Genomic DNA, 16,734 nt, shown 5'->3' with positions numbered 1-16,734 from the left:
GTGAAGACATTTGTCTGCTTATCGAATAGATGGATTATCTGGATAGACTTGTAGTAAGATCAGTAACACTATTGGTAATAGTTGAAACGATACTGTCAAATACGAGTGACAGGTCTCGCGCATGACCTCACCTGGAACAACAAATTCGCCAGTCATCTTTGGCCGTTATCAGGTCCACGAGGCGCTGGGAGAAACACGCCTCGCGGTGGTGTACAAAGCAACCGATTTGCGGCTTCAGCGACCGGTGTTTGTGCATCTGTTACGGAAGTCTCTTCTCGGTAATGACCAGAAGCGGCAGCAGTTTCTCGCTGAAGCGGCCCAAAGTGCCCGACGCTCACATCCTGTCTTCCTGGAAGTGTTCGACAGCGGAGAAAGCAATGGTCGCCCCTTCCTGATTACAGAAGCTGCTGAAGGCCGCCCACTGTACGGAATTGGTGCCTTGAGCGTTACCCAGGCTCTCAGCATTGTACACCAGGTGGTCGATGCCATCGCGCTCTGCCAGCGCCAACGTTCACCCGAACTCCCGCTGGGATTGTATCATCCCCCCATTAGCAGCGCAAACCTGTTACTCGTCGGTGATAATCAGGTCAAACTCGTCGAGAGCTGGCACCTTTCACCTGCCCTGGTACCCGCCGATCTGGCCTACTATCGTGCACCCGAATTAAGCACCGGTCAGGCAGCCCAACCGGCAAGTGTGGTATATGCATTGGGCATCTTACTCTTTGAACTGATTACCGGCCAGCGACCGATCCGCGGTGAGGATGCCAAAACAACCGCGTTAGCACACCTCACCCAGTCTGTCCCCTCTCTGGCACGGATACGCCCAACGATGTACGTACCTTCACTTGACGATCTTATTGCGCAGGCGACCGCTCGCGAACCAGGGCAACGCTTCGCCGATGCGCAGGTGTTTGGCACTGCTATCAACAATCTCTGGCATCAGTTGACCGTACCTACCCGCCGTCTCTCTGTGAATCGACCAGAAGTGGCCCAGGTTGCATTGCCAGCACCAGAACGAACAGCAACGCCGCGTGGCAGCACCAACCCCGTTCGTACACCGGCTCCTTCGCGCTCGCAAAACCTGCGCGACCGCTTCAGTCAGGCTATAACCGCTGCCTTCGACATTGATCAATTTCGCCGCCAGGATCGGCGGCGCAGCCTGACCGGCTGGCTTATCATGATATTGCTGTTACTCACCGTTGCCCTTGGATCATATTGGGCAGTAACCTGGGCCTTTGATCGCTTGAATCTAAGTGCGCCACGCCTGCCGGAATTACCCGCATGGCAGTGGCCCGATCTCAACCTTACCGGCCAAGACACCCCGGAACTATACGTCGTGAATATCAATGAGGGTTTAAATTTACGTTCTGCACCAAATACCCGACCGGAGACAATAGTGATGGTTGTCCCCAACGGTACAGTCGTGCGTAAGCTGAAAGGCCCGGTGATGGCCGATAATATTCCATGGTTAAAAGTGCGGTTTGAACTCAACGGCCAGGTGATCGAGGGCTGGATGTCGATGAACTATCTGCGTCCACAACAGTAAGTTCTAGCAGCGTTGAAACGTCGATTAAGCGTGGTATGATAGGAGGCGGTGTGGAGCAGGAAGCGGAGAAGCGCGAATTGCTCGGTGAACGGGTAAAAATTCGTCCATGGCGACGAGCCGATACATTGATGCAAGAGCGCTGGCCGCGTTATAGCGAACCGTTCAGTGCCTTGTGGAATATCCCGCGTCCTTATCAGGCTGATCGCGATGATCAGTTTTGGACAGGTGCAACCGAGGCGTGGGCCATTGAGTTGAGGTCAGGGACGTTGATCGGTCGCTTATCGTTACGAGAATTTGATCGCCAACGTCAGTCGGCACGGTTAGGTATTTCCCTGGCCCAGCCGTATGTCGGTCAGGGTTTCGGTGGGGAAGCACTGCGCCTCTTCCTGGCCTACTACTTTGGCTCGCTTGGTTACCAGCGTATGGTCCTCGATGTGGCGGCTTTCAATCGACGGGCAGTGCGTTGCTATCAGCGGTTGGGGTTCGTTGGTTTAGGCAGTGAATGGCGCCATATTGGTAATGAGCCTGTGTTACGCTTATTAGATGAAGAACAGTATAAACACTTGCGCCCTTACTTTCGGCGCAATCGCTTTGATGCACAGGTTGAGTTTTACGAGATGGAATTAACCCGCGAGGCGTGGCTAGCCGCCGGTGGTGCACTTATGTAAGAGGAAACCATGTCACTTATCGCCGGAAATCTTGCAATCGTTCAACGTTTACTCGACGGCGATCAGATAGCCTGGGCGGTTATCGGTGGAGCAGCAGCTCATGTGTATGGTGACCGCCGTCCTTTGAATGATGTAGATATTTTGGTACAACGACAAACATTGTCGCGGATCGTCAATCTATTGCAGCAATCCCATAAAGCGGTGCAATCGGATGGTTCGCGCGTGATCTGGCGTGGTATCAAAGTATTTGAGGACCTTAGCGTGCGGCGATCCGGCACCAGTCATCCATTCTGGCTTGACGATCTCATGCAGGAACGACGACGTCGTGTGCCACTCCTCGGTGCCCAGGTGTTTCTGGCCGCACCTGAAGATATTGTGGCCCACAAATTGTTATTACAGCGTGGGCCTGAACAGGGTAAGCACGATACGCAGGATGCGGCTGGGATCATCCGGCGTCACCAGCTTGATGTAGATTATCTGATCATGCGTCTCCAACGCATGAATGCACTCGACATCGTGCGTCCCCGTCTCCTCGATTTCGGAATTGCCATACCGTAGCATCGCGAGGTCAGTTCAGACGAGCAGCGGCGTTACGGTTTCACCATGCTGCTTCGGCTCGTTTATCGAGCGTGTGATGATCAAGCGCACTCGATTCCTGTCCGAAACATCTGCTGAAGCAAAAGGCGAGGGCAATCCCCTCGCCGTCTCACCAGAGTATAGACATACAGCTTATTCGATAGGATTTTATTAATTGGTCTGACAGTGCGCACAACGCCCAAAGAGCTGCAAGAGATGCCCCTCCACACTAAAGCCAGTTTCAGCCGCAACCCGGTTCAGCAAATTATCGAGATCGCACCCTTCAAAGCTGGTGACCGCACCACACCTGGTACAAACCAGGTGATGTAGATGACCAGGATGGCAGGGTACATACCCCTCTTCGCCGACCGGCCCGTGAATACGGGCCAACCAGCCACTGGCGTGAAGTTGTTCAATGGTGCGATAGACGGTTGCCCGCCCGGGGGTTTCACTGTGCGTACACAGATCGGCGTAGAGCTGTTCGGCACTGAAAGGAGCACGGTATGACGCAATCGTTTCAATCACCCGCATGCGAGGAACGGTAATGCGCAAACCGGTACGCTGCCATGCAGCCCGAACACTATTGAGCCAGGCCTGGGTATCGAGCGACGGTTGGGGTGATGAAGAAGCATTTGTGGTCATAGTGCTTTGTGTCCAGGCGCAACGCTTTCAGCACGAGCATTGCACCACTGTTGTTAGCGCGTATACGATGGATATAGGGCGGCCACAAGGGCCGCCCCACAGGCATCACACCACTGTTCGTTAGCGCGTATGCGATGGAGCAACCGGCAATAGTGCCAGGTGGCGTGCTCGCTTAATCGCAACCGCCAGGCGGCGCTGCATCTTAGCCGAGACACCGGTACGGCGACGGGGGAGAATCTTGCCTTGCGCCGTCAGGTATTTCTGCAAGCGCTTGACATCCTTGTAGTCCGGGACAATGCCCAGCTTGGTGAATTCACACTCGCGGCGGCGCGAACGAGGCCGACCTGAAGCTCGCGAACGACTCATTGATTGTCTCTCTCCTTATATCTTTCGACACGACATATTTGTTTTAAGCCGTTTTCTAGTATACCATATCTTGACCGATCAGTGCGCAGAGACGCCGGCCGCCTAAACCTTGAGCCTGGGACGCTGCATATGCCATTCGGTCAGACGCTGATAGGCATCACCTACCCGTAGCAGCGTGGCTTCATCGAAGGGGCGTCCGATCAGTTGCAGACCTACCGGCAGACCCTCACTGCAACCGCATGGTACAACCAACGCCGGTACACCGGCCAGGTTGATTGGCAATGTGCAGACATCGCTCAGATACATTGCCAGCGGATCGTTGATCTTCTGACCAATTGGAAAAGCAACGGTTGGCGAGGTCGGTGCTGCCAACAGGTCTACCTGCGTAAACACCTGCTCAAAGTCGCGCTTAATCAACGTGCGCACCTGCTGGGCGCGCCGATAATAGGCATCGTAATACCCTGCGGAGAGGGCATACGTGCCGAGCATGATGCGGCGCCGGACTTCAGGGCCAAATCCCTGACCACGGGTCTGTTCGATCTGCTCCCACATCGTTTCACCCTCGGCCCGGAAGCCGTAGCGCACGCCGTCGAAACGGGCAAGGTTGGCACTGGCTTCGGCGGGGGCAATGATGTAATAGGTGGGTAACGCATATCTGGTGTGTGGCAACGAGACATCGACCAGGATCGCTCCCAGATCGCGCAACACCTCGATAGCAGTACGGGTAGCTGACTCGACACCAGGCTCCATCCCTTCAACAAAATATTCACGGGGAATACCGATCCGCAACCCGCGAATGTCACCGGTCAGAGCTGCGGTGTAATCGGGAGTATCAATGGGAGCACTGGTGCCATCACGCGGATCATGGCCGGCGATGACGTTGAGCAGTACCGCCAGATCGGCAACTGTCCATGCCATTGGCCCGATTTGATCAAGTGATGATCCATATGCAATGAGACCATAGCGGCTAACCCGGCCATACGTCGGCTTAAGACCGCTGATTCCACAGAGCGCAGCCGGTTGACGAATTGAACCACCAGTATCGGTTCCCAGAGTAGCCGGCACCTGACCGGCGGCGACTGCTGCCGCGCTACCACCACTGCTCCCGCCCGGAACCCTGGTTGGATCCCACGGGTTGGTGGTAATCTGATAGGCACTATTCTCAGTGCTCGAACCCATAGCAAACTCATCGCAGTTGAGTTTACCGACCAGAACGGCCCCCGCCGCAACAAGGCGCTCGATCACTGTGGCATTGTACGGGGGGCGAAAACCGGCCAGAATCCGTGAGCCGGCAGTCGTCGGAACGCCATCAGTGCAGATAACATCTTTGATCGCGATTGGAATGCCGTCGAGCGGCCCGAGTGAGCGTCCTTTTTGCCGCCGTTCATCGGCAGCCCGTGCCGCGGCCAGAGCTGCATCTGGTGTGAGATGAAGAAAGGCGCGGATTGTCGGTTCAGTAGCGTTGATCCGGGCCAGACAGGCTTCGGTAAGTTCCACCGCCGTGATGTCGCCGGCAGCAAGTGCTGCTTGTGCAGCAGTGACGGTGAGATGATGTAGTTCAGTCATATCGCCTCCAGTGGAGTCGTGGCGCATAGTCGCTCTATTGTACCAGACTTCGCCCTGGCAGAGATAGTGTCCATCAGACCGCCGAACAGGACGATCTGCAAAAAGAGGATCTTATATCAAATCGGTTTATAGGGGCAACGCATGCGTCGCCCCTACGATTCCGCCAACCATTCACCGGCGATTCGCCGCTGATACACTCGGTAATGCCTCAGCACACGGATCACACCTGAACAGTGCATATTGTTGAGCAAGATTTGGTCTTATGCATGCAACAATGCGTGTCCAGCATCTCATCGACTGCTCCGGCTAACTGAAGAAGACACGGCTTACCTGGCCACGTGTGGCTGAGATGTGATCACCCCATTCATCATCTTCTGTTCAGTTAATCGAGGGTGCCTTCTTCAACATAGCGAGTTAGCTCACTGACACTCAGATTTGCGATACCGAGCTTTTCGAGCGTGCGCCCCCGCCGCCAGTAATCGGTACGATGAATAATACACGCCAGGCGAATGATACTATCAATACCAGGAACGGCCACACCATAGCGTTGCCCGAGTGCGGCAATCGGAACCAGGCTCATCGGGACATCCTCAAAGATATACCGATGATGTAGGGTTGGCGGTGCTTTGATGCCATAATACCCCGGTTGATTCTGGATCGCTTCGTACAGCGAATCACCGGCTGCGTTGTATGCCATGAGCAACCATTCCTGAGCGGTACGGGCACGGATACCGAGCGCCGCAGCCACTGTGACGCGCTCTCGGTCGAGAACCTCTAGTACACGGGCAACCGATGGGGTAACACCGTCAATGTAGAATTGAAAATCACCGCGGGTTGATTCGATCCGACCGGCATTGAGTAATGTCAATGCCGGGTGAAAGATTGCGCCCATATTGTTCAGGCCGGTCCGCAACACATTCCCGCCATCGATATATTGGGGAAACGCATCACGTAACACCCCCAACACATCACCAGTGCGATTGGCCGGAAGCGCAGCTAATGGCACTGCTTCTTTTATCCGAAAAATGCGCGCCTGCGCCGGGCCGTCAGAGCGGCTGGCATAAATGAACGTTTCCGCCTCGGCAATGGTAACATCTGCTCGACACCGTTCATCACGCAACACTTTGGCTACTTCAATCGCCCCGCACGTACGTCCGGGATGGAGAATGATGATCTGCCCATCACGCAGATGCGGTGCCATAACACGGGCTACCTCTGCATGCGCTGATGAGGGGATCACGATCATAGCCACATCGCAGTGCTCCAATGCCTCCCGCATATCTGACGTCACGCACGCAAGCTGTCCAAATCCGTGGGGACCGGTTTCTCCTGCCTCGAGTTCAATGCCTCGACGTTGACGAATTGCTTCCACATGAGCAGGAGTCCGATTGTACAGGGTGATCTCGAACCCCATGAGGGCGAGGTGGGCAGCCATCGCTTTCCCACCATTGCCCGCACCAATCACAGTGTAACGGGTTGAGGGTGCCATAGATGTTGCTCTCTCTTATCTGGAGGTCTCCATCGCCGAACGACGATCCATAATCTGCTGAATGCGTTGCTTTTCATCAAGAGGACGCCCTCGTTCATCAACAGCCACGCACATGCCATTAATGAAGCGAGTAACGACCCGACCAGGAGCAAAGGGATTGTTGCGCAACTGAGGGGCATCGAGTAAACCAACCGTAACCGCTTTCGTTAAGGTCACCGGATCGATCAGGGGATCGGTCACACCGGCGGGTGCGAGTTGAGTAATCGCATCCAGCAGGTAGTGCGTCTCTTCCACCAGTTGCGCGGCGCGTACCTGAACGACAGGGTCGGCGGTCAAATCAGGTTGGCCACGCAGCGCATTTTCGATGGCACGCCGTGCCATGCCACAGGCCTCGATAATATCCTCGGCAGTAGCGGCATGATGCGCTTCCGTATGTCCAACAACATGAACAATGTGCGGGCGTAGCGCCATTTGCAAGTAGACACTCGTCGCCAGATGTGCCCGTGAGGCTGTCTGATCAACCGGGTAACTCAGTAATCCGGTACGGGTCTGCTTCCAGATACGGAAGTCTGGGCCTGTCAGAGGCTTTGTTATTTCGATCACCGCCAGCATTTTTGCCAGGTCCATCGCATCGGAGAGTCCTGGCGGGCTGTTAAACATCAATTGCGCAATATAATCGCGCACCCCAAAAGCCCGCGCATTGTACGCGGAGAGGTAGGCACTGGCGACAAAGACAGTATCAGGCGCATCTCGCATCCCCCAATGATGAGGTTCATTTAGCTCAACCGGGATATTCCGCTCGCCATACCAGCGCATAACCGTCTGGTGTTCGCGGATCGATCCTTCCAAATCCCACGGCCCGCGTCCATCCATTTGGTTAAACCAGAAGAGCGGGATGGCACACCAGGCAATGTTGATCGTTTCGACGTACATCTCGGCCAGGCGGACAAAATCATCAGTGCCGGAATAGGTTCTCAACAAGGGGTAGTTCCCCCGCCGGCTGGCAGTATAGAGTGCACGATAGTCATCTGCACTGCGCACCGGTACGCCACCCGCACCTCTACGCGCCGGGGCTTGACGGTCAGGACGGAAGAAGTTCTCTTGCGCATCCTGGTCGATGCCCAACGAGATAACATCAAGGCAACGAGCCTCTGCAATCCGGGCAATGCCGTCAATGGTAGCCTGCATCGTCGGCAAACCGAAGTGGTGACGAATGAGCGGGTAAGGCGATTTCCAGCGAATACGCTCAACAGTGTGTTGGGGAAAATCGGCTTCAGTTGCTGTAGCCAGACATTGTCCGCGCAGGTATGCCAGTACCTGATCGGCAGACTCACTGCCATCGAAGACCTGCTCGAAGAAACCGAGGGTAATCGCCTTTGCTGCCAGAGGTGGGGTTCCGGCGAAGGCGAAGCGTACCCCGGCGGCGTGCAATTCATCAGCAGCTTCAGCAAAACGCCCTAGCAGATGAGCACCGGTCTCCGGTGTCAGGCGGTACGATACACCGACCAGATCTGCCTGTTCGTGGCGGGCAGCATCAATGACTCGTTCAATCGGCGTCGCCGGGCCGAGAAAGACGGTACGCCAGCCCGCCTCTTCCGCCAGTCGCAAAAAATTCATTACCCCTGCGACATGCACACACTCACCCAGTGCGGCGGCAACAACTGTTTTCTGTTTTGCCGTCATCTGATTGTTCCTTTCCTGCTATTTTGTCCACTACGTAGCTTGTAGTCGAACGATAGCCAACAGAGGTGTACGGAAGGCATATCCGGTACCCGGTTACCGCATCCTGATAGCCTGTAGTGTTTTGTCGGGGATACAACACAGAGTAACGTCATGGCTTGCCGGCTGATAGTACCCTCATTGTAGCATCTTGCCGCCAGATGTTGCACTATTGTGAAACCATGTACAGATGTTGGTCACCAGGATGCATTGCAACTGTGTCGAACAATCCCGCTGAGATGCAGTATCCGCTATGTGTAAAGTGACTTCCTACAACGTGCCGGGGTAAACCCTGCGGCTGCACGGTGACTCATCCGCCATCTGTGCAGGATCGGGCGTCCTCCCTGGAACTTAATTTCATAAAAGCTGTGCTGTTGTGCACCCAGGCGGTCGCACAGGCGCATGAACGCTTTGCCAATCGCCAACGACAGCATATCCTGCTCCCGACACGCCGGTATGCAGTGCTGACGATCATCGCCGGCACCACCACGCGCTAGATAGATTGGCTTACCCGCTCGTCAGGCGCGTGTCGCAGCGTTTGGAGTGCGGCAGCATGGCTGCCGCACCAGCCGTGCTCGCGATCAGGTACGTGTCAGGTCGTTGACCCTGCTGGTCGCGGGGATGCTGTGTGTTCTCGTCACAACCATGTGGTCTGTCAGTAATTAATGAGATAACTTCTAAAACCGGTACTCCTCACCGGGAACGCACGCCGCTGGCTCGCTTCCCACCCGGTACGCGCAGGATCGGGAGTCCGCACCAAAGCCGGTACTCCTCACCGGGAACGCACGCCGCTGGCGTGCTCAGACAGGATGAGTAGAACTTATTTCATAACAGCTATGCTGTCTGCATCCAAACCGTCGCACAGGCGCATGCACGCTTGCCAATCACCAATAACAGCCTACCCTGCTCCTGGCCCGTCAGCAGAGCGCAGTTCCGGTTGTGCCATCACGCGCTAAATGAGTTGCCTTGCCTGCTCGTTATGCGCGTGTCGCAGTATTTGGAGTGCGGCAGCCATGCCGCCGCAGCAGCTATGCTCACGATCCGGCGTGTGTCACCCCGTTGACACCATCACGAAGTCGGTCAGTAATGAATGATATAACCTTTAGTAGATATTTCTGAAATAATCCTCACTGAAGCCGGTGCTACCCAACAATTCGCACTCAAGTTAACCAAATTTGTACTGGCTTCGGCAGTCACAACGATGTAGGATGTAGTAGCATGAATTCATAGTGAGAATCTGACACCTGCAACCAGCGCATTACGGAAGATCGAGTCGGTCACGCTATATGTCACGTCTGGTATCACGACCTGCACAACGTTACTTAAAGCTGATACCGGAGTCCCGTAATGTATCTGCTACGATGTCACCAATAGTGAGAACGACTTTTGAGGATACCAGGGTGATATGGCATATCGCCTGTAGTGAGGTAGCAACGCATGGTGTCTCTCGTGTACCAGACTTCGACCCGGCGGGTTGCGTACTGGCCGCGCCGGCTCTCAATACTCTTCTGCATCGTGCTGCTGATAACTGCGTGGCCAGCACAATCTGGTGCTGCGTATGAAGCACCATCAGCTACACTGGCAAATCTGGTTTGCTTCGATGCGATTGAGGACGTAGCCATTGATCGCTCGCCCTCCTCATCACCCTGGCGACCACTGCGGAACGAGGTCAGTTTCACCACGGCGTCTGCCCGCGTCTTTTCACCACCCCAGGCCATCTTTCTGGTCGAGGATGACGATGGCGACGGTGATGGAGGTATCGATATTGATGCCTTCGGGCAACAATTTTCAATACCACCAACTACCGAACAGATCATCGGTTCCTTACGGTATCGGATCGTGCCGGATGCGCTCGGCCCAAGCGATAGTGTGACCATTTCGCTCAATCTACCTGATGACCCTACACCTGCCGGACGTGTCTTTACCGTGGATATTCCGCTCAGTGGCCGGGCCGATGGTAACTGGCGCAGTTTCACCTGGGCAGCCACCGACGTGGCATCGCTGGTCGATCAAGGCGCTGCACGATTGCAGATCACGATGCGCGGCGTCAATGACGGTACCGCACTCGCGCTTTCGTTCGATGACATTGAAGCCCAGGTATGCACACGCACACTTGCGACCCTGGGTGGCCGGGTTAGCCAGCTCAACCGGGACGCAGCCGATCTGAGCGACGTTCAAGTCCTCCTGGTACGCTCCGACACGAATGGTCAGACGGTCGTTGCCACCGCCAGTGCGGCACCTGTAGATGATGGGTTTCGCTATCAGTTCGATGTACCACCACTCGCGACTGGTCAAAGCTATCAGGTCTGGTTTGTCAATCAGCCATTGAGTGGGAGTCGTGATCAGCGCCGTCTTGGTCTCCTGGCAGGGCCAGTTGTTAGCGAACTGGCTGCCGGTGAAGCGATTCTCGATCTCGACCTGAAGCTTAGTTCACCACGCCTGCTTGCTCCACAACCTGGTGCCCGCCTGGTGCTGCGCGATGACAATCCGGTGCGTCTTTCCATCGAACCGCGAGACAGCGAAGACGAGTTGTATCAGATTTGTCTCTACGATCCGGTTGTGATTGTCCCGGAAACCGGCTTGCCACCGCAATTGTGCAGTCCACTGCTCACCGCGGATGAACCGTACATTGATCTCGTGCCGGCCAGTTTTGCCACCTTCCCCCTGCGCTACGGCCATCCGTACCGCTGGTACGCCATCGTTCACGACAATCGCGGCACAGAGCAGTTGCCCGCCTACGGTTACAGCTTTGCCGAACGTACTATCACATTTCTGCCTGAATCTCCTTCGTTGCCGGTACGACCGGTCGATGACGAAGGATTGCCGGATGGTCTGCCGCCGGCAAGCTGGACGGTGTTAATCTATGTTGCGGCTGATAACGCACTCGGCGACCCATTACGCACCAGTGCTGTTGCACGCCCGGATTTTGAGCTAGAGCGCCTGCGCTCATTGGCGACGACCTATCCCAATCTTTCGATTGTGACCTTCTACGACGGTTATGGGATTACCGGTGGTCAGATGTGTGCCTTGCGTGATAGTACCGTTGATTGCCGGAACCGATTAGAGCCAAACAGTGCCGATCCGGCGACACTGCGGGACTTTGTTACCTTCGGCCTAACCGAATTTCCAGCCACTCGTACCATGCTGGTGCTCGTTGGCCCGGCTCACCCGGCACTCGGTTTTGGCAGTGATGAGTCGGTCGCGAATACACCGACCATGGCGATTGCCGATCTTGGTACAGCGCTGACTAATGCCACCACAACTGCGGCAAAGCGCATTGATCTGATCCTGATGCAGGCACCCCTCACGGCCAATTTAAATACGGCATTGGCCCTGGCACCGGCGGCTGATTATCTGGTCGCACCGCCTGGGCAAATCTGGCGCACCGCCTGGCTCAACCGCGTGTTGAGTCGTCTTAATGCGGCTAACAACGCTCCGCGGACAGTTGCGATTGATCTGCCGGCATTGTACGGTAACGCCGTGCGGGCCGATGGTGTTCTGCGTGAATATGCGCTGACGGCCCTCGACCTTGCGCGTGCTGATGAAGTGAAGGCGGCACGCGATGCACTGGCGGTTGAATTAACACGTGTCCTCAATGAGCGCGCTGCCGTAATGCAATTGTTGCTGATTGATGTGCGTACCAGCAGTACAGCTTATGATAGCTCAGGAAATGGACTGATTAATGCGATGCGGGACTCGCTTGGCGAGCGCTTCCCGGCACCGGAAGATGCCTTTATCGATCTTGGTGATTTTGCGGCAGCTCTGGCCACTGCGCCGGCGGTACAGGCCGCCGATCTGGCAGCGGCCCGTACCGCAACACTGCACCTGAGAAATGCCCTTGGTGGAAGTGCACCACTGGTTATAGCCACCCGCAGGCTGGCAAACGGACAGGTCGGGCTACCAGAGTTACCCATCGGTGCTGGTCTAGCCGAATTATTCCCTCACCACGCTCTCTTGGGCACACAACCGCTGCAGGTCGAATATCTGCTGTATCGTGGACAAAACGATGACTGGAGCGCCTTTGTTCGTCAATACCTGGCAACAGATCGACCAGTTGGTATTGGCGGCGTCACTGATGTCCCAACCGGTGGCACGCCGTTCCCGCTCATTACCGGACTACCACTGGCGTATGATCGCTATCTGCCAATCGTTGCCCGATAACCATTGCACGCTAAACAGCGCGACACGGGGATACCTGCACGCTCTCTGCAGGGGTAGGCGCAGATGTTGCCTGCACCTACCCTACTCCATAGGATGGAATAAATCATCTCCCGCCCCTTATGCCAGCGCGGGTAAAACCGGCTCCGGTCAGCCTGTGTGGTTGCCAGTTGGCGAGAGAGGTTCTACTCAGGAAATTGCCTCTACCCCGGCAGCAAATTGCTGTTGATACAGATCGTAATACGCTCCGCGCAAGGCCAACAGCTCCTGATGCGTACCACGTTCGACAATCTGACCGTTCTTGACCATCAGCACCAGATCGGCATTACGGATTGTACTCAAGCGATGAGCAATCACAAAGCTGGTGCGTCCTGCCAACATCTGATCAAACGCTCGCTGAATGATCCGCTCGGTGCGGGTGTCAACGCTACTGGTCGCTTCATCGAGGATCAGAATGCGGGGATTGGCCAGCGCTGCGCGCGCAATCGCGATCAGTTGCCGTTGCCCTTGACTAAGACCGGTACCTCGCTCACCGAGGATCGTCTGGTAGCCGTCGGGTAACCGCTCGATGAACTCGTGTGCGCCAACCAGTTGGGCAGCAGCGATGACCTCGTCGTCGGTGGCAGACAGGCGTCCATAACGGATATTGTTCATCACTGTATCAGCAAACAGGAAGGTATCTTGCAGCACAATGCCGATCTGTGAACGCAGGCTGGCAGCAGTCACGGCACGTACATCATGGCCGTCAATTGTCACCTGCCCGGCGCTGACATCGTAAAAACGCGGGATGAGATTGACCAGCGTGGTCTTGCCGGCACCGGTCGGGCCGACGATAGCGATGGTTTGTCCCGGTTCAGCGATAAAACTTACATCACGCAGCACCGGCTCACCCGGTTTGTATTCGGCCCAAACGTGATCGAAGACGACTCGACCCTGGATCGGCGGTAGCGGATACGCATTCGGCGCATCAACCAGATCGGGTTGGATATCGAGAAGCCCGAAGATGCGCTCGCCACCAGCAATCGCATTCTGCACGTTTGTCCAGAGGGTGGCAATTTGCTGAATGGGCTGATTGAAGCGCTGCACATACTGAATGAAGGCAAAGATCGTCCCCAGTGAAATGATCCCGGTACCGAAGAGTGGCGCATTGCGCAGCGCACTCAGCGCACCGACAACCACAACGATAGCAATAGCCACGTATCCCAGGGCTTCCAGTACCGGGTTCAGGGCACTGGTGAAGCTGGCCGCGCGAATATTGGCATCGCGGTTGGCGGCATTAGCCCGTTCAAACTGGGCAATGCTCTCTGCCTCACGGTTGAAGGCCTGTACTTCGCGAGCGCCAGCAATACTCTCTTGCAAACCGGCGTTCACATTGCCCATTTGTTGCCGACTGGCGCGAAATGCGCGCCGGGCCTGGGTGGAAAAATAGAAGGTTGCCAACATCATAAATGGCACCACACTCAGGCTGATCAGCGCATACGGTAGATTACTCTGCACCATCGCATTGATGGTCAAACCAATCTGCAAAAAGCCGCTGACAACGCTCAGCAAGGCAAAACTCAGGGCTTGCTGAATCGTATCGGTGTCGCTGGTAATCCGGCTCATCACATTACCGGCTTCGTTGCGTGCAAAATAACCCAGCGAGAGCCGATGAATGTGCGCGAAAACATCCTCTCGTATCTGCCGGAGTGCTCGCTGCCCAACCCAGTTCATACTGAAGAAGGCCAGGCCCTGGAGAAAAGCACCACCGATAAACACAACCAGCAACCAACCGACCAGGCCGGTCAGCCCGCTCAGACGGTTGGCATTCGTTGCTGCGGCATCGACCGTGGTGTACCAGCAGACATCGGCCCGTGGGAAGAGATAGCAGTCAACCGCCTGACCAATCAGTTCAGGGGCAGTGACCTGCAATTGGGCACTGGCGGTGATCAAGACGAAGGTGAGCACCACGACCGGCCAGTAGGGGCGAAAGTAGGGCCAGAAGCGGGCAATCGTCGCCAGCACATTCTTCGGCTTCTGGACATCGGTGTTGAGCATGCGGCCTGGGCCGCCCAGTCCTCCCATCATCGTCCTGTCACTCCTTCTTCACCCTGACCATTCACTGAGGGTAGCGGGGCATCTTCAATCAATTGCGAAGCGTAGATTTCGGCGTAGATTGGGCTTTGTTCGAGCAATTCAGCGTGCGTACCACTGGCAACCAGTCGCCCCTTGTCGAGGACGAGGATCAGATCGGCGTTTCGCACAGTGCTGATGCGTTGAGCAATCACGAAACTGGTACGGCCACGCATCAGTCGATCGAGCGCCCGCTGAATCAGCGCTTCGGTTGCCACATCAACATTGCTGGTACTATCGTCAAGAATGAGCAGCCGTGGGTCGAGCAGCAACGCACGGGCAATCGCAATCCGCTGTTTCTGCCCGCCGGAAAGCGTCATCCCCCGCTCGCCCACCCGCGTGTTGTAACCATCGGGAAAACTCATGATGAAATCGTGTGCAGCCGCGGCTCTGGCTGCGGCAATGATCTCGTCATCACCGGCATCGGGGCGGCCAAAGGCAATATTCTCGCGGATCGTTCCGCTAAACAGGTTGCTCTCTTGCAACACAATCCCGATCTGGCTGCGCAGGCTGTCAATAGTGACGTCACGCACGTCATAACCATCGATGAGCACAGCCCCCGCGCTGACATCGTAGAAACGCGGGATGAGATTGATGATCGACGTTTTGCCACTACCGGTTGCGCCGAGCAGAGCAACCGTTTGTCCCGGCTCAACCACAAAACTGACATCCTGCAACACGGGAGCGCTGCTGTTGAAGTAACGGAAAGTGACATGGCGAAACTCTACCCGCCCCTGCAATGGCGGCAGCACAATGGCGTCTGGTCGTTCTACAATCTCACTCTGCGCATCGAGCACTTCAAAGATGCGCCCGGCTGAGGCACCGGCCTGAGCCAGCAATGCGATAATGAAACCGAGCTGACCGAGTGGGAAGAAGACGTACACCAGATAGAGACTAAACTTCTGATATTCACCGAGGGCCAGCGTTCCGTTCAGAATTTGTTGACCACCAAAATAGAGAATGGCGGCCTGGCCTAATTGGGCAATTAAAAATATCACCGGGAAGAGGAAGGCAAAAATCCGGTTAACCCGAATTTGCTGCTCCATCAGCGCAGTCGCCGCCTGATCAAAGCGTTGTTCTTCATACGGCTCGCGGGTAAATGCCTTCACGACCTTAATACCGGCGATATTTTCTTGCAAAATCGTGTTAAGACGGGAAAGCCGATTCTGCACTTCCAGAAAGAGCGGCTGGCTGATCCGGCCAAAGACAAAGAACACAGCAAGCGCAATTGGCAACAAAGGCAGAATAACCAGTGTTAATTGCCAGTTGGTAAAGGCCAGCACAATCAACGCCCCGATTAACAGTAAAAACGATTGGGCAGCCAACACAAGACCCTGAGCTACAAATGTGCGCACCCGTTCAACATCATCGGTAGCGCGTACCATCAATTGCCCGGTCTGATTGCGATCATAGAAACTAAACGACATGCGTTGAATCTTGCTGAAGATCGCATTGCGCAGATCGAAAGCCAGGCCGTGAGAGGTCTGCTCTGCCATGAACGATTGTAAAAACGAGAAGACACCGCGCATGACGGCGAAGACCAGGATCAGCAAGGCAGCATTAAGCACAATCCCTTCGGCGTTTGCCGCATCACGCTGCAACGCTTCAATGGTCAGGCCAAGCTGTTCCGCCGCCGCAGCCTGAAATGCCGCCGGTACTTCCGTCAAAATCCGGGTCGCGACAATACTGCGCGTGACCGCGTCGATCATATTTTGTACCAGTTGCGGTACGGCCAACTGAGCCAGGGTGGCCAGCACCAGTGAACCGTAGGCGATCAGCACAGTGCGCCGCTGACGGCCAAGATAGCGAATGGCCCGTATTAACGCACCAGAAGCCGGGCGCTGAGCCGGCACGGAAACCATGTTACGTTGAGCCTGCATACCTGTTTCTTT

General features: G+C 55.6%; 11 protein-coding genes. 4 read left to right on the top strand and 7 right to left on the bottom strand.

Going from position 1 to position 16,734, the window contains the following annotated elements; genetic code table 11:
* Positions 1-121: 121 nt before the first annotated feature.
* The 3 genes from VAE57_RS14480 to VAE57_RS14470 are packed head-to-tail and all read left to right on the top strand — an operon-like array spanning position 122 to position 2,772.
* On the top strand, positions 122-1,546 hold the full coding sequence (locus tag VAE57_RS14480) for a serine/threonine protein kinase (protein ID WP_322822577.1): 1,425 nt from the start codon (positions 122-124) through the stop codon (positions 1,544-1,546).
* 50 nt (positions 1,547-1,596) lie between these two features.
* Entirely contained in the window at positions 1,597-2,214 is a 618-nt protein-coding gene (locus tag VAE57_RS14475) for a GNAT family N-acetyltransferase (protein WP_322822576.1), read from the top strand.
* 9 nt (positions 2,215-2,223) lie between these two features.
* Positions 2,224-2,772 carry a hypothetical protein gene (locus VAE57_RS14470; RefSeq protein WP_322822575.1) on the top strand — a complete coding sequence of 183 codons (549 nt, stop codon included), beginning with the start codon at positions 2,224-2,226 and terminating at the stop codon, positions 2,770-2,772.
* 189 nt (positions 2,773-2,961) lie between these two features.
* On the opposite strand, the gene VAE57_RS14465 is transcribed toward VAE57_RS14470, so the two are convergent.
* The 5 genes from VAE57_RS14465 to VAE57_RS14445 form a co-directional block, all read right to left on the bottom strand.
* Positions 2,962-3,432 carry a transcriptional repressor gene (locus tag VAE57_RS14465; RefSeq protein WP_322822574.1) on the bottom strand — a complete coding sequence of 157 codons (471 nt, stop codon included), beginning with the start codon at positions 3,430-3,432 and terminating at the stop codon, positions 2,962-2,964.
* A gap of 120 nt (positions 3,433-3,552) precedes the next feature.
* Positions 3,553-3,798, bottom strand: a complete 246-nt coding sequence (rpsR, locus tag VAE57_RS14460; RefSeq protein ID WP_012257584.1) for a 30S ribosomal protein S18 — start codon at positions 3,796-3,798, stop codon at positions 3,553-3,555.
* A gap of 102 nt (positions 3,799-3,900) precedes the next feature.
* The gene (gene gatA, locus VAE57_RS14455) at positions 3,901-5,364 is read right to left on the bottom strand and encodes an Asp-tRNA(Asn)/Glu-tRNA(Gln) amidotransferase subunit GatA (RefSeq protein WP_322822573.1); all 1,464 of its coding nucleotides are present in this window, start codon (positions 5,362-5,364) and stop codon (positions 3,901-3,903) included.
* Between the two features lie 382 nt (positions 5,365-5,746).
* Complete coding sequence (locus tag VAE57_RS14450) at positions 5,747-6,853, bottom strand: NAD/NADP-dependent octopine/nopaline dehydrogenase family protein (RefSeq protein ID WP_322822572.1); 1,107 nt, start codon at positions 6,851-6,853, stop codon at positions 5,747-5,749.
* Between the two features lie 15 nt (positions 6,854-6,868).
* A complete protein-coding gene (locus tag VAE57_RS14445) occupies positions 6,869-8,536 on the bottom strand; it encodes a cobalamin B12-binding domain-containing protein (protein ID WP_322822571.1) in 1,668 nt (555 codons plus the stop codon).
* Between the two features lie 1,473 nt (positions 8,537-10,009).
* Here VAE57_RS14445 and VAE57_RS14440 point away from each other — a divergent pair.
* Positions 10,010-12,733: a clostripain-related cysteine peptidase gene (locus VAE57_RS14440; RefSeq protein ID WP_322822570.1), complete on the top strand. Its 2,724-nt coding sequence runs from the start codon at positions 10,010-10,012 to the stop codon at positions 12,731-12,733.
* A gap of 186 nt (positions 12,734-12,919) precedes the next feature.
* Here VAE57_RS14440 and VAE57_RS14435 read toward each other — a convergent pair whose 3' ends face one another.
* Both VAE57_RS14435 and VAE57_RS14430 read right to left on the bottom strand, forming a co-directional pair.
* Positions 12,920-14,797, bottom strand: a complete 1,878-nt coding sequence (locus VAE57_RS14435) for an ABC transporter ATP-binding protein (protein WP_322822569.1) — start codon at positions 14,795-14,797, stop codon at positions 12,920-12,922.
* Positions 14,794-16,722 (bottom strand): ABC transporter ATP-binding protein, encoded by a 1,929-nt coding sequence (locus VAE57_RS14430; protein ID WP_322822568.1) that lies wholly within the window; start codon positions 16,720-16,722, stop codon positions 14,794-14,796. Before VAE57_RS14430 ends, VAE57_RS14435 begins: the two co-directional genes overlap by 4 nt.
* Positions 16,723-16,734: the final 12 nt, after the last annotated feature.

The sequence above is a fragment of the Chloroflexus sp. genome (assembly GCF_034434295.1).
GTDB lineage: Bacteria > Chloroflexota > Chloroflexia > Chloroflexales > Chloroflexaceae > Chloroflexus.
Note: the sequence above shows the minus strand (reverse complement) of the source record. Positions and strands in the feature narration are given on the sequence as shown.